The 15550-nt window shown below is 71.7% G+C and carries 13 protein-coding genes; 8 read left to right on the top strand and 5 right to left on the bottom strand.

Annotated features, from left to right (window positions below; genetic code table 11):
* The first annotated feature begins 28 nt into the window (after window positions 1-28).
* Complete coding sequence (locus O7631_RS26735; RefSeq protein WP_278146810.1) at window positions 29-1249, top strand: M20 family metallopeptidase; 1221 nt, start codon at window positions 29-31, stop codon at window positions 1247-1249.
* A gap of 51 nt (window positions 1250-1300) precedes the next feature.
* Here the strand turns inward: O7631_RS26735 and O7631_RS26730 are convergent, their stop codons facing one another.
* Complete coding sequence (locus O7631_RS26730) at window positions 1301-1873, bottom strand: sigma-70 family RNA polymerase sigma factor (RefSeq protein WP_278146809.1); 573 nt, start codon at window positions 1871-1873, stop codon at window positions 1301-1303.
* A gap of 226 nt (window positions 1874-2099) precedes the next feature.
* Between O7631_RS26730 and O7631_RS26725 the strand changes: the two genes are divergently transcribed.
* The 5 genes from O7631_RS26725 (at window position 2100) to O7631_RS26705 (ending at window position 8189) form a co-directional block, all read left to right on the top strand.
* Entirely contained in the window at window positions 2100-4367 is a 2268-nt protein-coding gene (locus O7631_RS26725; RefSeq protein WP_278146808.1) for an ATP-binding protein, read from the top strand.
* Window positions 4368-4414: 47 nt separating this feature from the next.
* Window positions 4415-5152, top strand: a complete 738-nt coding sequence (locus O7631_RS26720; RefSeq protein ID WP_278146807.1) for an alpha/beta hydrolase — start codon at window positions 4415-4417, stop codon at window positions 5150-5152.
* Window positions 5153-5343: 191 nt separating this feature from the next.
* On the top strand, window positions 5344-6012 hold the full coding sequence (locus O7631_RS26715; protein WP_278146806.1) for a GntR family transcriptional regulator: 669 nt from the start codon (window positions 5344-5346) through the stop codon (window positions 6010-6012).
* Window positions 6013-6216: 204 nt separating this feature from the next.
* On the top strand, window positions 6217-7128 hold the full coding sequence (locus tag O7631_RS26710) for a 2-hydroxyacid dehydrogenase (protein ID WP_278146805.1): 912 nt from the start codon (window positions 6217-6219) through the stop codon (window positions 7126-7128).
* Between the two features lie 134 nt (window positions 7129-7262).
* On the top strand, window positions 7263-8189 hold the full coding sequence (locus tag O7631_RS26705; protein ID WP_278146804.1) for a DUF1996 domain-containing protein: 927 nt from the start codon (window positions 7263-7265) through the stop codon (window positions 8187-8189).
* An 11-nt stretch (window positions 8190-8200) separates the two neighbouring features.
* Here the strand turns inward: O7631_RS26705 and O7631_RS26700 are convergent, their stop codons facing one another.
* Window positions 8201-8644, bottom strand: a complete 444-nt coding sequence (locus tag O7631_RS26700; RefSeq protein ID WP_278146803.1) for a DUF4333 domain-containing protein — start codon at window positions 8642-8644, stop codon at window positions 8201-8203.
* Between the two features lie 17 nt (window positions 8645-8661).
* Window positions 8662-9366, bottom strand: a complete 705-nt coding sequence (locus tag O7631_RS26695; RefSeq protein ID WP_278146802.1) for a hypothetical protein — start codon at window positions 9364-9366, stop codon at window positions 8662-8664.
* Window positions 9367-9604: 238 nt separating this feature from the next.
* On the opposite strand from O7631_RS26695, the gene O7631_RS26690 reads away from it, so the two are divergent.
* Complete coding sequence (locus tag O7631_RS26690) at window positions 9605-9901, top strand: WXG100 family type VII secretion target (RefSeq protein WP_145780117.1); 297 nt, start codon at window positions 9605-9607, stop codon at window positions 9899-9901.
* 91 nt (window positions 9902-9992) lie between these two features.
* The gene (locus O7631_RS26685) at window positions 9993-14369 is read left to right on the top strand and encodes an FtsK/SpoIIIE domain-containing protein (protein WP_278146801.1); all 4377 of its coding nucleotides are present in this window, start codon (window positions 9993-9995) and stop codon (window positions 14367-14369) included.
* A 162-nt stretch (window positions 14370-14531) separates the two neighbouring features.
* Here O7631_RS26685 and O7631_RS26680 read toward each other — a convergent pair whose 3' ends face one another.
* Window positions 14532-15194, bottom strand: a complete 663-nt coding sequence (locus O7631_RS26680; RefSeq protein WP_278146800.1) for a hypothetical protein — start codon at window positions 15192-15194, stop codon at window positions 14532-14534.
* The gene (locus O7631_RS26675) at window positions 15191-15490 is read right to left on the bottom strand and encodes a hypothetical protein (protein ID WP_278146799.1); all 300 of its coding nucleotides are present in this window, start codon (window positions 15488-15490) and stop codon (window positions 15191-15193) included. The genes O7631_RS26680 and O7631_RS26675 overlap by 4 nt, the downstream gene beginning before the upstream one ends.
* Window positions 15491-15550: the final 60 nt, after the last annotated feature.

Raw genomic sequence — 15550 nt, 5'->3', positions numbered from 1 at the left:
CGGCCACCGACCAGGAGACCGACCTGCCGTGACCAACCAAGACCACGTCAACGTCCTGCGCGAAACCGCACACAGGCTCCAACCCGAGCTGGTCCGTCTGCGCCGGGACCTGCACGCGTACCCCGAGACGGGTCTCCACCTGCCGCGTACGCAGGCGGCCGTCATCGAGTCGATCGACGGCCTGGGGCTGGAGGTGTCCCGCGGCGCCGGGCTGACATCGGTGACGGCGGTCCTGCGCGGCGGCCGACCCGGCCCGGCGGTCCTGCTGCGCGCGGACATGGACGCGCTGCCGCAGACCGAGGCGACCGGCCTGGAGTACGCGAGCCGCACGCCCGGCGCGATGCACGCGTGCGGGCACGACCTGCACACCGCTGCCCTGGTCGGTGCGGCCCGCACCCTCGCTGAGCACCGCGACCTGCTGGCCGGTGACGTCGTGTTCATGTTCCAGCCGGGCGAGGAGGGGTGGGACGGCGCCGCCCGCATGATCGACGAGGGGGTGCTCGACGCCGCCGGTTCCCGGGTGCGGGCCGCATACGGCCTGCACGTGCGCTCCTACGGGCCCCCGGCGGGAGTCTTCCGCAGCAGGCCAGGGACCCTCATGGGCGGCGTCGACTCGCTCACCGTGACGGTGAACGGGAAGGGCGGCCACGCGTCGATGCCGCACCTCGCCAACGATCCGATCCCGGTGGCGGCGCAGATCATCACGTCCATCCCCGCGATGCTCACCCGCACCTTCGACCCGTTCGACCCGGTCGTCGTCACGATCACGACGATGCAGGCGAGTGCCGGGTCGAACATCATTCCCGAACAGGCCGAGCTCACCGGCACGATCCGCACGTTCTCGGAGGCGAACCGCGCGCGGGTCAGAGCCGAAATCAACCGGTTGTGCGAGTCGGTGGCCCAGGCGTACGGGGCGACAGCCGAGGTCGCCTACGAGGACGGGTACCCGGTGACGGTGAACGACGCCGACGAGTACGAGTTCGCCGCCGCGGTGGTGCGGGACGCGCTGGGCGCGGACCGGTGGGCGCCGATGCCCGCGCCGATCGCCGCAGCGGAGGACTTCTCCCGCGTGCTGAACCAGGTGCCGGGGTGCTACCTCCACCTCGGGGCGAGCGCCGCCGCCGACCCGGCGACCGCAGCGACCAACCACAGCCCACACGCCGTCTTCGACGACTCGGTCCTGGCCGACGCGTCGTTCGTCCTAGCCGAACTCGCCCGACGCGCTCTCGACCGTCTCGCCGCGACCTGACCGCGGGTAGTTTGCCGGCTCGTCCGGGTGCCCGCACCCTGGCGAGCCGGCTCACTCGTTGATGAGGGCGTTGCGCAGGTACTGCGTGGCGTAGTGCGCGCGGGACTTGACGGTGCCGACCGGGACGCGCAGCCGGGCGGCGGTCTCATCGAGGGTGTGCCCCTTGACGTACAACTCCGTCAGTACGGACCGGTGGTCGGTGCTGAGTCGACCGATGGCGCGTCGCATCGTGACCGTGGCGATGGCCGTGTTCGCCGCCTCGCTCCCGCAGCCTGCGGGTTCGGTGTCGGGCAGGCTCACCTCGGCGGGTCGGGCCTGTCGCTTGCGGTGCGCGTCGATGGCCAGCCGCCGGGCCACAGCGAACAACCAGCGCCGCTGCGCCTCGGGCTCGGTCGGCATCGTGTCGAGCCTGCGCCAGGCACGCAGCATCGTCTCCTGAAGCAGATCCTCGGCGGTGTGGCCGACGCCGGGGGACACGAATCCGCGCAGAAAGTAGAGCAGGGCACTGCCGTTGTTCCGGTGGATGTCGCGCATGCGTTCCTCGGCGCGGCAGGTCGGATGTGGCGTGGCGGATTCGTCGTGCGCGCGAAGCTCGGAGCCAATGGTGCTCGCCGCTCTGGTCATGATTCTTCCCTGTAGAAATTCGGCAGGTCAGATCAGAGCGTATAGAGAGGGAGTGGAAATCTACTTCATTGCTAGTTACGTTCAAGTGGATGAATTGCGCGACACGATATCCATAGTGGGTGAAGAATGCGGCGCGAAGATATTCTGGTGGTGGGCTGATGTCCCCATTGCCTGGTGACGAGAAGAGTCGACGGGCAGGCCCAGGGGCAGCACCTACTCTCACTACATGATCGGACGTCGTCGTGAGCTCGCCGCCGTCCGACGACTGCTGGACGGTGCGGTCGCCGGTAGGGGCGGGTGCCTGATCGTCGTCGGACCGCCCGGGTCGGGAAAGACCGCGCTCGGCGACGCGGCGGCGGACCTCGCCCGGCAGCGTGGCCTGCCGGTGGACCGGACGACGGCAGCCGACTCCCCGCTGGTCGGCTCGGAGCCGGGGTCCGACGGAACCGGGCCCCGGCTGCTGATCCTGGACGACCTCGACCAGGCCGCGACGGAGGCCGACCTCGACCGGTTGGTACGCGGCGGAGCGGCGGTCCTGGCCACGACGGTCGAAGCGAGGCACCCCTGCCAGCACCTGTATCTCGCCCCACTGACCGAAGCGGAACTCGCTGCCGTCCTGCCGGGGATGCCGATCGGCACCGTGCACGCGGTCTGGTTGCTCACCGCCGGCTGGCCCGGGCCGGCTCTCGACCTCGCGGCTGCCGTGCCGCCCGGAGCCGGCGAGGAGGCTGTCGTCGAGTTTGCTCTCACGTCGCCTTCGCGCGGTCAGTTCCTCTCCCTCGACACGGGGCTGATCCGGCTGCTGGAGGACGCCGCGTCGCGGTCGCTGCCGCCGGCCACCCGGTCTCGCGTGCTGGTGCGGCTTGCCGGAGAGATGCTCGGCGACCCGTCCGCCCCGGCCCGACGGAGAGAACTCGTCGACGAGGCGCTTCGGCTCGCCAAGGACTCCGACGACCCGGGGACCCTCGCCGAGGTGTTGGACGGGCGGTTGCACGCGTTGTGGGATCCGGCCGCCGCCGCCGAGCGTCTGTCCACGGCGTCCCAGATCATCGACCTGTCCCGCCGGGTCGGGGATGCCGTCCTCGAACGACGAGGGTTGTTCTGGCGTTTCGTCGCGCTGGCTGAGGTCGGCGACCTGGACGCGGCCGAAGCCGCTCTGGTGGCGTACGCGCGGGCGGGGGAGCGGGACGGCGACCCGGAGGCCGGTGTCATCGCCCTGTCCCGGCACGCCGTTCTGGCGCTGGTCCGGGGCCGCTTCGAGCTTGCTGAGGCGCTTGCCGTCGAGGTGATCGAGACGGGACGGCGGGTCGGCCTGTCGGACGCGTACCGGCTGACCGCGTCGGTGCGGGGTCGACTGGCTCTGCTGCGCGGCGACGCGGCAGGCGAGGTCGAGACGTTGCGGGTGCTCGCGCGGCGACTGCCCGGACACTTCTTCGAGGTGACCGCCGCCCGCGCTCTGGCAGAGTCAGGCCAGGTCGCCGAGGCCCTGCTGGAGGTGGATCGCCTGCTGCCGTCGGTGCTGGCCGGCGCCGGCCCCCGCTGGTTGGGCGCGGTGGCCGACCTGGCCTTCGTCGCCTCGTTCGGCGCAGCGCCGACGGCCGCTGGGGCCCTCTACGATGCTCTCCTTCCCTACGCTGGTCGCCTGGTGGTCTGGGGCGGGGCGAACACGATCGCGGGGCCGGTCGACGACTATCTGGGTCGTCTGGCCGCCCGGCTGGGGCGGTCCGACGAAGCGCGGGCGCACTTCGACAGGGCTGTCGTCCAGGAGGAGCGGCTCGGTGCCCTGCCGTGGCTGGCAGCCACCCTCGCAGCCCGGGGGGACCGGGCGCAGGCGGCATCGATAGCGGAAGGGCTCGGCCTGCCGGTTCCCGCCGGACTCCCGGTGTCGTCCGACGAGACATCGCCCCCGAAGGCGCCGGCCAGCGCACCGGCGGCCGACGCCGAGCCCGGCGCCGACGTTTGGAGACTGGGACGCGACGGCGACGACTGGATCATCGACGCCGGTGCGGAGCATGCCCGCCTTCGTGACGTGAGGGGTCTCCACTTCCTGCGTACCCTCCTGGCCGCACCCGGTCAGGAGATCGCCGCGCTGGATCTGGCCGCCGGCGGCGCCGGCCTCGTGGCGCCCGCGCCCGAACCGGTGCTCGACACCGCAGCCCGTGCGGCGTACCGCAAACGGCTCGACGACCTCGCGCGTCAGATGGACGTGGCAGACCGCACCGGCGACGTCGAACTCGCCGCGACGTTCGCGGCCGAGCGGAGCGCGCTGCTGGCTGAACTGCGGCGGGCCGCCGGCCTGGGGGGTCGGACCCGCTCGTACAGCGCCGAAGCGGAACGGGCGCGGGTGAACACGACACGTGCCCTGCGGGCGGTGCTCACCAGGCTGGAGCCGGTCGCTCCCATCGTGGCGGCGCACCTCCGCGCGTCGGTGCACACCGGCAACTACTGTCGCTATCAGCCCGCAGCCGGTGGGCCGGTGCGCTGGCAGCTGTGACCGGGGCCACGCACGGTTCGTTCAGCGCGTGGTTACGCCGTACGGGTATGTCATCTCCCATCGTTCTGCTCCACGGACTCACCTTCGACCGGCGACACTGGGGCCCCCTGCGTCGCGAACTCGCGGTCCTCCAACCGGACCGCAAGGTCCTCGCCCTGGACCTGCCGGGCCACGGCGACGCGCCGCCCCGCACGTCGTACGACCTGCGCGAGGTTGCCGAGTTCCTGCACGGTCAGATCACCGCGGCGGGTCTGACCGCGCCGCCGACGGTGGTGGGTCACTCCGTCGGCGGTGTGATCGCCACGATCTACGCCGCTGGCTATCCCACGAGCGCTGTCGTCAACCTCGACCAGTTCCTGCTGCCGGGCCCTTTCGGCGACGTCGTACGGGCGGCGGAGCCGGAGCTGCGGGGCCCCGAATGGCGCGCGGTCTGGGACCGCATGCTGGCCGGCATGGGGATCGAGTCGCTACGAGGCGAGGCACGCGACCTCGCGGAGACCGCTACCGCACCGAGACGCGATCTGCTGCTGGGTTACTGGAACGAGCTTCTGCGGGGCGACGACGGGCAGATCGCCGTCGATCGCGAGGCGGATCTGCGGACGATCGCCGACCGGGGCGTCGGTTACCGGTGGGTGACCGGCGCGCAGCCGCCACCTCCCTATGTCGAGTGGTTGACCGCGGCCCTGCCGACGACCGTCGTCACGGTGCTGCCCGGTGGCCACCTGCCACACCTGGAACACCCGGCCCAGGTCGCCCAACTGCTGTACCAGGACGATCGGTCCTGAGCCCCACTGGTATCCCGAGACGCGCGGCGCTCTCCCTCATCGGTGACGAACCACTCGGCGGCTCGTCACGACCCCGGGGAGAGCTGACCGGCACATATGCGATGCGCGAGTGGCACGGGTGCGATCGCGCTCGGCGGGGTATGGCGTGTGACTCGTTGACACTGATGTCGACGCGGTGTGTAATATGTTGCATGCCAATCCCCGAACGTCAGGGTGTCATCCCGCGAGCCCTGCTGAGGGAAAACGCATACCTCTCGATCCGTGACGCAATTGTCGACGGCACTCTCGCGCCGGGGGAACGACTCAACGACGCGGATCTGGCTCAGTGGCTTGGTGTGAGCCGCACCCCGGTGCGCGAGGCGCTGGCCCGGCTCGAGGAAGCCGGCCTCGTCCAGACCAAGCCCGGCCGCTACACCATGGTCACACCGTTGGACGTCCAGGCCGCGAGGGCGGCCCAGTCAGTCACCGCGGCGATGCACGAGCTGGCCGTACGCCAGGCGGTGCCCCATCTGTCCGCCGACGAGATCGAAGCCATGCGCGCGGCCAACGGACGGTTCGCGGCAGCTCTACACGCCGGCGATGTCGACGCCGCTATCGCCTCGGATGACGAATTCCACGGGGTCGCGGTAACGGCCGCCGCCAATTCGGCCATCCGCTCGGTGCTGGAGCAGTTCACGCCGATGCTGCGACGGCTCGAACGTCTCCGCTTCGCGTCACTGCACGGGCGCGATTCCGTGGCACAGCACCAACGCATCATCGAATTGTGTGAGGCCCACGACGTGGAGCGAGCCGCGGTGGCCGCCCGGGACAATTGGCTGACCCTGGATCCGCTCTTCGACTTCGAGGCGCCCCCGCAGTAGAGCGCCTCCCGTCCGCCGCCACCGCCACCACCCGCCCCATCCGCCTCAGCCGGCACGCTGATCCCCACGGCTGTGTCCTGTCCTGCGGCTGGCCCCCGACCGATGTGACCTGTGCCGCGGCGTCGAACACGGGCTGCGGGATGGCGTTGTACCTGATGAGCGGCGGTACACGCGCGCGGCCACCCGCACGATCGGAGACGCCCGGTGAAGATTTGGCTCCCACACAAGCTCGGCCTGACCTACCTGCACGACCTGCCGGCGGAGGTCGACATCGAAGTGGCGGACGACCCGGCGGCCCTGCCCTCGGACCCCAAAACGGTCACCTTCTTCGTTCCGACACTGCTGGACCAGCCGCAGTTCCACGACGTCGTGCCACGGATGCGCGCACTGGAGGTCCTGCAACTGCCGAGCGCGGGTTCCGACGGGTGGCTGCACCTGACACCGCCGACAACGGTGATCTGTGACGCCCGTGGGCTGCACAGCGCGGCGACCGCCGAGTGGGTGCTGGCGGCCACCCTGGCGCAGCTCCGTCACCTTCCCGCCCTCCACTCGGCGCAGCTCGACGGCGTCTGGAAGCCGCAGCCGGGTGTCGACCTGAACGGCCGGCGCGTACTGCTGATCGGTGCGGGCTCGGTGGGCGCGGCCGTCGCCCGACGGCTGGAACCCTTCGAGGTCGACCTGACCGTCGTAGCACGGACAGCGCGGCCGGCGGAGGGCGTACACGGCGTCGCCGACCTGCCCGTGCTGCTTACCCGGGCCGATGTGGTGATCGTCGTGGTGCCGTTGACCGCCGCGACCCGGCACCTCGTCGACAGCGCGTTCCTGGCGGCCCTGCCGGACGGGGCGCTTGTGGTGAACGCCTCGCGTGGCCCGGTGGTGGACACCACGGCGCTGCTCGGGGAACTGTCGTCGGGCCGGCTGCGCGCCGCGCTCGACGTGACCGATCCCGAGCCCCTTCCGGACGGTCACCCCCTCTGGCGGGAGGCGAACGCTCTGATCACCCCACACGTCGGCGCGATCACCGAAGGGCTCACCGACCGCGTGTACCGGCTCGTGCGCGACCAGGTCGACAGGTACCTCGCCGGAGAACCCCTCGCCAACCGTGTCGACCGCTGAACCGGGCGCATCCGGCGCAGCTCATGGCCCAACCTGACCACTGCCCACCCAGGTGGGCGACGGGAGTGTGAACTGTGCCGCAGGACGTTCGAGCGGGTGGCGAGCGCGGGACGGCGCGGCGTCGCGTCCTCACCGTGACGCTGACACTGGAACTGGTGCTCGTCGCGCTCGGCTGCGGCCTGGCCTGGCAGAGCGAGGCCGGCGGTGGAAGGCGACCGGCGACAGCCACCGACCTCGTCGACATGAACCTCGTCCCGCCCGGCCCCGCCGCACCGGGGGCGGCAACCGGCAGCTACACCTGGGACTGTGGCCGAAACGAGAACGGCCACCGCAACACCGCCAACATCGTGATGGCACCCGGCTTTCCCGGGCAGCCGCACCACGTGCACGACTACGTCGGCAACCTCTCCACCGCCGTCGGCTCGACGCCGCAGACCCTCGCGGCGGCGCTGACCACCTGTCGCAACGGTGACCTGTCGACGTACTTCTGGCCGGTGCTGCGCACCGTCGACCCGGCCACCACCACGGACCACACCGGCCACGACGGCCCGATCGAGGTGCCGGTGGAGGTGACCCTCACCTTCTCCGGCAACCCCCGGGGAACGGTCGTGCCGATGCCGCGGCAGCTCGCCGGCACGGTCGGAGACGCCGTGGCCGTCACCAACGGCGGCCGGAACGTGGCCGCGACCTGGACCTGCTCAGGCACCGCGGAGCGGCGCACCACGGCGTACCCCCGATGCCCGGTGGGTGACCGGGTGCAGCGGGTGTACGACTTTCCGAGCTGTTGGGACGGCCGGCGGACGGACAGCGAGAGCCACCGTGCGCACCTCGTCTTCCCGTCCCCGGACGGCGCGTGCCCGCGCAACACCTTCCCGGTGCCCCGGCTCCGACTGACCCTCGGGTACGACATTCCGCCGGCTGCCGCGTTCCGGATCGACGCCTTCGACGGCCAGCGCAACAGCCCGCTGACCGATCACGCGTTCTTCGTCAACCTGATGCCGGAGCCGCTGATGGCGACCGTGGTCGACTGCCTCAACAGTGGACGGACCTGTCAGGGCTGACCCGGCGCACCTCACTGCGGCCGACCGACCTCGAACCGGCCGTCGGAGGACAGCACCGTGACGGTGACCGTCTTCGGCACGCCGGCCACCTGGGCGGAGCAGGAGAAGCGGCTGCCCACCTCGACCGACCGCCCCGGTGGGCAGGCGACGAGGTCCGCGTCGAGTTGGTAGTCGTCGCGCAGCACCGACAGCACCCCCTGCTGCAGGGCCGCCGTGTCGAAGACCTTCGTGACGAAGAAGCCGGGCCAGACCAGTCCGAGTACCGCGACCAGCGCCACCACTGCCACCACCGGGCCGACGACGGCGATCAGGAGTTTCCGGGAGACCCGCCGCCGACGTTCGACGGGTGGGCGCGACCCGGTCGAGTCGGGCCCCCACTGCGCCGGCGGTGCCGGCGTCCACCGAGGGGCGGGAGTCGGAAAGTCGCCGTCGGCGCCCGCGTACGGGTTCGTCATCGTCGTCTCCTGCGGGCTCAGTTGGCGGCCGCTGTGGGGGCACCGGACAGCTGCTTGGTGCGCTCGCCGGTCGGGCTGATCGCGAACCAGGTGCCCCCGACCCCCTGACCCTCGACGGCACCCGGCGCGGCGTCGTTCGCGAACAGGTAGACCGGCCAGCCACCGATGGTCACCTGGCAGGTGCCGTCGGCCCGCTCCACGTAACCGACAAGCTTCGGGTTGATCCCGCTCGGGTAGATCTGCCCCGGCGACCTGACGAGCAGCGGAGGCCACATCGTCGCGCACTCACCGTCGCAGTTCGACGTCGACGGCTTGGCCCGGTCCTTGTCGAAGCGGTACAGCGTCCGACCCTGCCCGTCCGCGACGTACGTGCCGATGTCAGTCGACGCGGTCCCGTTGAGCTGGATGACGGTGCTGCCCCGTCCCGTGTCCGGCGCGGGTGAGAGCGCGACGTCGGACGGCCCGTTGTAGATCCGTACGCGACCCTGGGTCTTCGCCACCGTCGGCGCGGCGAGCGGCGTCGCCGGAGCCTCGATCACCTCCGGCGGAGTGCCGGACTCGGCTGTCGAACTCGGCGTCGGCTGCGCGGCCGTGGGGGCCGTCGTCGGGGCAGCCGCCGTGGCCGGCGTGGCCGGCCCGGTCACCTCGTCGCCGCACGCGCCCAGGGCCGCCAGACTGGCCAGTGCGATCGCGCTCAGCGCGACCCGGCTGTGCACAAGCATCTCTGCTCCACCTCGTGTTCGGGGAGGACCGCGCCCAACCGCGCGGTCCGGCATCCACACGAAGCGGTCGGCGAACTGGTTCACCGTCGAGGTCGGACGAGTCTCCGGTCACGACGTCGAATCTCGCGCTGAACCGTTTCGGGCAACCGTCCGTGTGGGTGGCGGCGACGGCGGAAGGCGACCCAGGAGGGGCCGCCCCCCGGAGCCGGAAACGACCGACGACCTGAAGGAGCGGAACGTGGCCACCTACCACATCGTCAGCGAGGACATGCAGGAGTCTTCGACCTGGCTGAAGCAGAACATGCAGACGCTGCTGGACGGGATGAACCAGGCCAAGAGCAAGATCGACACCCTGATCCAGGGTGGCTACAACACCCCGGCCGCCCAGCAGAAGTTCGGCCCGTACTTCGACGAGTACAAGGGCAGCGTCGACCAGACCCTGAACGGCATGGAGGGCATCAGCCAGTACCTCTCGCAGGTCAGCGACGCGTTCTCCGAGACGGACAACCAGACCGGGGCCAGCCTCGGCCGCTGAACGACCGGACCGGCCCGGGGCCGCGTGGTGAGCGAATCACCACGCGGCCCCGCCCGTCTTTCCCCCACGGACCACCGACCAGGAGACCCTCGTGCGCCTGCAGCTCACCGTTGCGGATCCGTCCACCGCCGTCATCGAATACCAGGTCGAGGCGGCCCCCGAGAACACCGTGGGGGAACTCGCCGAGGCGCTCGCCAAGCGCCGGCCGGAGCCCACCGGCACACCACCGGCGATCTTCGTCGCCGGTGCGCCACTGGACCCACGGCTCACCCTCGCCGAGGCACCGTTGCGCCAGGGCACGGTGCTCGGGCTGGATCGGCCGGTGCCCGAGCCCTCGACGCAGCCGCCGGGGCTGGTGCAGGTGCGGGTGGTCAGCGGCACCGACGCCGGTGCTACCTATCAGCTCGACCTCGGTGAGCACACCATCGGCACCGCGAGCGTCAGCCGGGTCGGCCTCACGGACCCCTCGCTCGCCCCGGTGATGGCCTCGGTCCGGGTCCTTCCCGACGGCAGGTGCCGCCTGCGGCCGGAGCAACCCGGCCTCCTGCTCGACCGGGTGGAACTCGACGGGGAACAGGCGTGGCCCCCCGGCGGACAACTCGCGGTGGGCTCGTCCCTGCTGGAACTCCGCGTTCCGGTCCGGGCCGAGGCCGCGCTGCAGATCTCCGAGGACCGCACCGGATTGGACTACAACCGCCCGCCACGGCTGCTGCCGGAGGTGCGCCCGACCCAGTTCACACTGCCGTCGCCGCCGTCCCCGCCGGAGCGACGACCGCTCGTCCTGATCACCGTTCTGGCCCCTCTGGTGGTCTCCGGAGCCGCGTTCCTCATCACCGGCAACCCGCTGACTCTGCTCTTCGCCATCCTGTCGCCGGTAGCGCTGATCGCCGGTCAGATCAGCTCCCGACGCCTGGGCAAGGCCAGCCATCGCACCCGGCTCGCCGAGTACGAGGCGAAACGGACACGGATCAGCGCCGAGGCGCAGGCGGCGCTCACCGCCGAGCGGCTGGCCCGGCGGGACAACTTCCCCGACCCCGCCGCCGTACGGCTGATCGCGGTCGGGCCGGAGCGCCGCCTCTGGGAGCGACGCCGCACCGACCCCGACTTCCTCGAACTGCGGGCCGGCAGCGCCGACCTCCCGTCCGAGGTGGTGCTCCGGGATCCGAGCCAGGACGAGCATCGACGGGAGGTCCGGTGGAGTGCCCTCGACGTGCCGGCGACCGTGTCGGTGCGCAAGCACGGAGTCGTCGGCATCGCGGGCGTCGCCGTCGCCCGGGTGACCGCGCGGTGGATGGTCGCGCAGGCCGCCACCCTGCACAGCCCCGAGGACCTGCAGATGTACCTGCTCGCCGGCGCGGGAGACGAGGAGGGCTGGTCGTGGGTCGGCTGGCTACCGCACGCGGCACCGCGCGACGGCCAGGACACCGTCGCCACCGTCGGCGCCGACACCCAGACCATGGCCCGACGCGTGGCCGAACTGAGTGCCGTGATCGCGGCCCGCTCCGCCGAGCGGACCGACGGGGCGTTCCGCGACATCCTCGTGGTGCTCGACGGGGCACGCCGGCTGCGGTCCCTGCCCGGGGTGACGCAGATCCTGCGGGAAGGACCCGCCGTAGGGGTGTACGCGATCTGCGTCGATGCCGAGGAGAAGCTGCTGCCGGAGGAGTGCCAGGCCGTCGTCGCCGAGCAGACCGACGGGTCGCTGCTGGTGACCCGGACGCTCGCCGCACCAATCCCCGCTGTGCACCCGGATTTGCTCTCGACGCAGTGGCTGCGGACGGTGGCGCGTGCGCTCGCGCCGCTGCGCGACACCGGTGGCGCGGACGACGGCGCCGCCCTGCCGGACGCGAGTCGGCTGCTCGACGTGCTGGGCATGGAACCGCCGGAGCCGGACGCGGTCGCGGCCCGGTGGACCACCGGAGGCCGGACCACCGAGGCGGTGCTCGGTGTCTCGCTGGACGGGCCGTTCGCCCTGGACCTCAAGCGGGACGGTCCACACGCGCTGGTCGCCGGCACCACCGGATCGGGCAAGTCGGAGCTGTTGCAGACCCTCGTCGCCTCGCTCGCCGTCGCCAACCGGCCGGACGCGATGACGTTCGTGCTCGTGGACTACAAGGGTGGCAGCGCGTTCAAGGACTGCGTCCGGCTGCCGCACACCGTCGGCATGGTCACCGACCTCGACACCCACCTGGTGGGTCGGGCGTTGACCTCGCTCACGGCCGAGCTGAAGCGGCGGGAACACATCCTCGCCGAGGCGGGCGCGAAGGACATCGACGACTACGTCGACCTGCTGCGCCGCGAGCCGACCCGGACCTCGATGCCACGACTCCTGATCGTGATCGACGAGTTCGCGTCGATGATCCGGGACCTGCCGGACTTCGTGACCGGTCTGGTGAACATCGCGCAGCGGGGACGGTCGCTCGGCATCCACCTGGTGCTGGCCACCCAACGTCCGGGCGGAGTGGTGTCACCCGAGATCCGGGCGAACACCAACCTGCGGATCGCCCTGCGGGTGACCGACACCAGCGAGAGCCAGGACGTGCTCAACGCCCCGGACGCGGCCTCGATCCTGAAGTCGACCCCGGGTCGGGCCTTCGTACGCCTCGCCCAGTCGTCGCTGGTGCCGTTCCAGGCCGGTCGGGTCGGCGGGTTCCGTCCGGGCGCTCGCACGGAGGTCCGGCAGGCGCCCTGGCTCGCGCCGGTCTCCTGGAAGGACCTGGGTCGGCCCAGGCCCAGCCGTCCGGGTGTGCAGGCCGCGCCATCGGCCGAACTCACCGACCTCGCCGTGCTCGTGGAGGCCGTCCGGGGTGCCAGTGAGCAGCTCGCCATCGAGCCGCCGCACAGCCCGTGGCTGCCGGCGCTACCGGACACGCTGACCGTCGAGGCTCTTCCCGCGCCGCGCGGTAGCGGCTACCACCTGCCCGCGGTGGCGTACGGCCTGGTCGACCTGCCCGCCGAGCAGGAGCAGGCGCCGTTGGAGCTGGACCTGGGGACGCTGGGGCACCTGCACGTCATCGGCTCGTCGCGCAGCGGCCGTTCGCAGGCGTTGCGAACGATCGCCGGCACCGTCGCCGGCGCGCACTCGACAGCCGACGTCCATCTCTACGGCGTGGACTGCGGCAACGGCGCCCTGCTGGCCCTCACCGAGCTGCCGCACTGCGGCGCCGTGGTGCAGCGGACCGAGGCCGAACGGCTCGGTCGCCTGTTCACCCGCCTCGTCGCGGAGCTGGGGCGTCGCCAGCAGGTGCTCGCCTCCACCGGTTCGGCCGGGATGGTGGAGTACCGGGCCGGGGCGGCCGCGGCCGACCGTCCGCCGCACATCCTGGTGCTGCTCGACCGGTTCGAGGTCTTCGACAAGACGTTCGCCGACTACGACAACGGCAGCGTCATGGCGGCCCTGCTGACCCTGTTGCGCGAAGGCGCCGGGGCCGGAATCCACGTGGTGATGGCCGGTGACCGGAGCATGTTCACCACCCGGATCTCGTCGACGACCGATGACAAACTGGTGCTCCGGCTGACCGAACGCAGCGACTACAGCATGGTCGGCATCAACTACCGGCAGCTGCCGGACGAGATCGGCACGGGCCGGGCGATCCGGGCGGTCGACGGCGCGGAGGCGCAGATCGCCCTGCTCAGCCAGGACAGCTCCGGGCAGGGTCAGGCCCGCGCGCTCGCCGCGATCGCCGAGGCGGCGCGGCTGCGGGATGCCGCGGTCGATGACGTCGGACGCCCGTTCCGGATCGACGTGCTGCCGGACGAGCTGACCCTGGCGCAGGCGAGCGTCCTGGCGCGTCCGAGCGGTCCGCTGTGGACGATGCTCGGCGTCGGCGGGGACGAGCTCTCGGCCATCGGCCCGGACCTCGAGACCAACCCCTCGTTCATCCTGGCGGGGCCACCCCGGTCCGGGCGGAGCACCGCCCTGCTGACGATGGTCGCCGGTCTGCTGGCGAAGGGGACACCCGTGGTGATCGCGGCACCCCGCCGATCGCCGCTGCGGGAGTTGGCCGGGGTGCCCGGGGTGCTCGACCTGGTGACGAGCGAGAACTTCACCTCCGCCGGGCTCGCGGCCGCCCTCGCCCGGCGCACCGGGCCCGCCGTGGTCGTCCTGGACGACGCCGAGCAGCTGCTCAAGTGCGACGCCGGCAGCGACCTCGGCGAGATCGCCCGGGTCGGGGCGGAGCAGGGCCTTGGGCTGATCATGGGGGGTTCCATCGACGGTCTCTCCGGTGGCTTCGGCGGCTGGCACGTCGACGCCCGCCGCAACCGGCAGGGCGCGCTGCTCAGTCCGCAGGGCCTCGGCGACGGTGAGCTGATCGGCGTGAAGCTGTCCCGCAGCCAGCTCGGCGGCGGTCGGCCGGGTCGGGTGCACGCCCACTTCGGTGACGGCAAGCTGCACCTGGTGCAGGTGCCCCGCACCGAACCCACCGGGCTGCGGGAGTCGCTGGCCGAGATTGGTGACGCCCGCTAGGCACCACCGCGACGCAGTCCGGCTCCTGTTCGGGGCCGGACTCGACGGTGTCCGGCTGCCGCCGGCAGGGCAACGCCCCGCCGACGTAGGCCCGGGTGCCGAGAACGACGTTGGGGGGACACCCCCCAACGGTGTCCCCCCAACGCAGGTCGGCAGTTACCCCTAGCTGCCGACCTCCCCCGGGGAGGCCACCGGCGGTGTGAGCGCGGAAGCCTCCCCCTCATATGAGAAGGTCAATGTCGCGGTGATCGTGGCGAAGAGCTCGAAGATCTCCTCCGCCTCTGCGAGATTCGGGCTCGAACCGGTGACCACCAGCACGTTCGTTCCACCCGGCAGCGGTACGACGGTGTGCATCACGGCACAGCGCATGGTGACGCCGTCCTGGCTGACGTTCTGGATGCCGTGCACCCGACCGACGGTGCCGATCGCGGGGATCTGGGCGGTGCTCACCCGACGCCAGGTGCCGTCGGCGTGGGCGGGCTGCGCCACCGCGGTCAACGCCCCGATGATGTCGCCGGTCGCGGGCGGCGTGACCACGGAGACGAGCACCGTGGCGATGAGCGCGCCGTCGTCGTACACCTGGAACGTTCCGGCGGCGTGCACCGCGCCGGCGTTGCGGGCCTGCCGCACCGACCGGCGCAGCTGCTCGGCGTACTGTCCCGACTGCTCCTCGGTGAACCCACCCTCGCGGGCCCGGGTCCACACGTCGTCGGCGACGCGGTTCTCACTCGCCTCGTCGGCGACCGAGAAGTCGACCCAGTCGGGCGGCGTACGCAGCTCGAATCCGGTCGGGACAGCTACCGCCGTGCCTCCTGCGCTGGTCAACTCGTCGCTCCGTCCGACTCGAGTGAGGCCGCCGTCTGGTCGTCGGTCTCCCGGAACGCGTCGGCCACCGCCTTCGCGGCGTCGCGGACCCCTTCGAGGTCCTTGGCCACGACGTACCGGCCGTCGCCCCAGCGCATCTCGAACTCGCGGGCGGCCCCTTCCAACTCACGCTGCCCCAGCGTGTCGACGACCGGACCCATCGACCTGATCGGTGAGCTGTCCATCAGCTCCTTGGTGCGCTGCAACAGGTCGTGCACCCGCATCAGCTCCGTGCCGGGTACGTCGATCACGCTCATCGCGCCACCCCGGCGTCGAGCCTGCTCCGCTTGCCCATCCCCGCTCTCCTCCCCGGTCCG

It is taken from the genome of Micromonospora sp. WMMD967 (assembly GCF_029626165.1).
In the GTDB taxonomy this organism is placed as follows: Bacteria; Actinomycetota; Actinomycetes; order Mycobacteriales; family Micromonosporaceae; genus Micromonospora; species Micromonospora taraxaci.
Note: the sequence above shows the minus strand (reverse complement) of the source record. Positions and strands in the feature narration are given on the sequence as shown.

Coding starts and splice junctions, on each gene's coding strand:
- O7631_RS26675 (WP_278146799.1), bottom strand. CDS start 15,490: ATGAGCGTGATCGACGTACCCGGCACGGAGCTGATGCGGGTGCACGAC.
- O7631_RS26695 (WP_278146802.1), bottom strand. CDS start 9,366: ATGCTTGTGCACAGCCGGGTCGCGCTGAGCGCGATCGCACTGGCCAGT.
- O7631_RS26700 (WP_278146803.1), bottom strand. CDS start 8,644: ATGACGAACCCGTACGCGGGCGCCGACGGCGACTTTCCGACTCCCGCC.
- O7631_RS26715 (WP_278146806.1), top strand. CDS start 5,344: ATGCCAATCCCCGAACGTCAGGGTGTCATCCCGCGAGCCCTGCTGAGG.
- O7631_RS26720 (WP_278146807.1), top strand. CDS start 4,415: ATGTCATCTCCCATCGTTCTGCTCCACGGACTCACCTTCGACCGGCGA.
- O7631_RS26725 (WP_278146808.1), top strand. CDS start 2,100: ATGATCGGACGTCGTCGTGAGCTCGCCGCCGTCCGACGACTGCTGGAC.
- O7631_RS26730 (WP_278146809.1), bottom strand. CDS start 1,873: ATGACCAGAGCGGCGAGCACCATTGGCTCCGAGCTTCGCGCGCACGAC.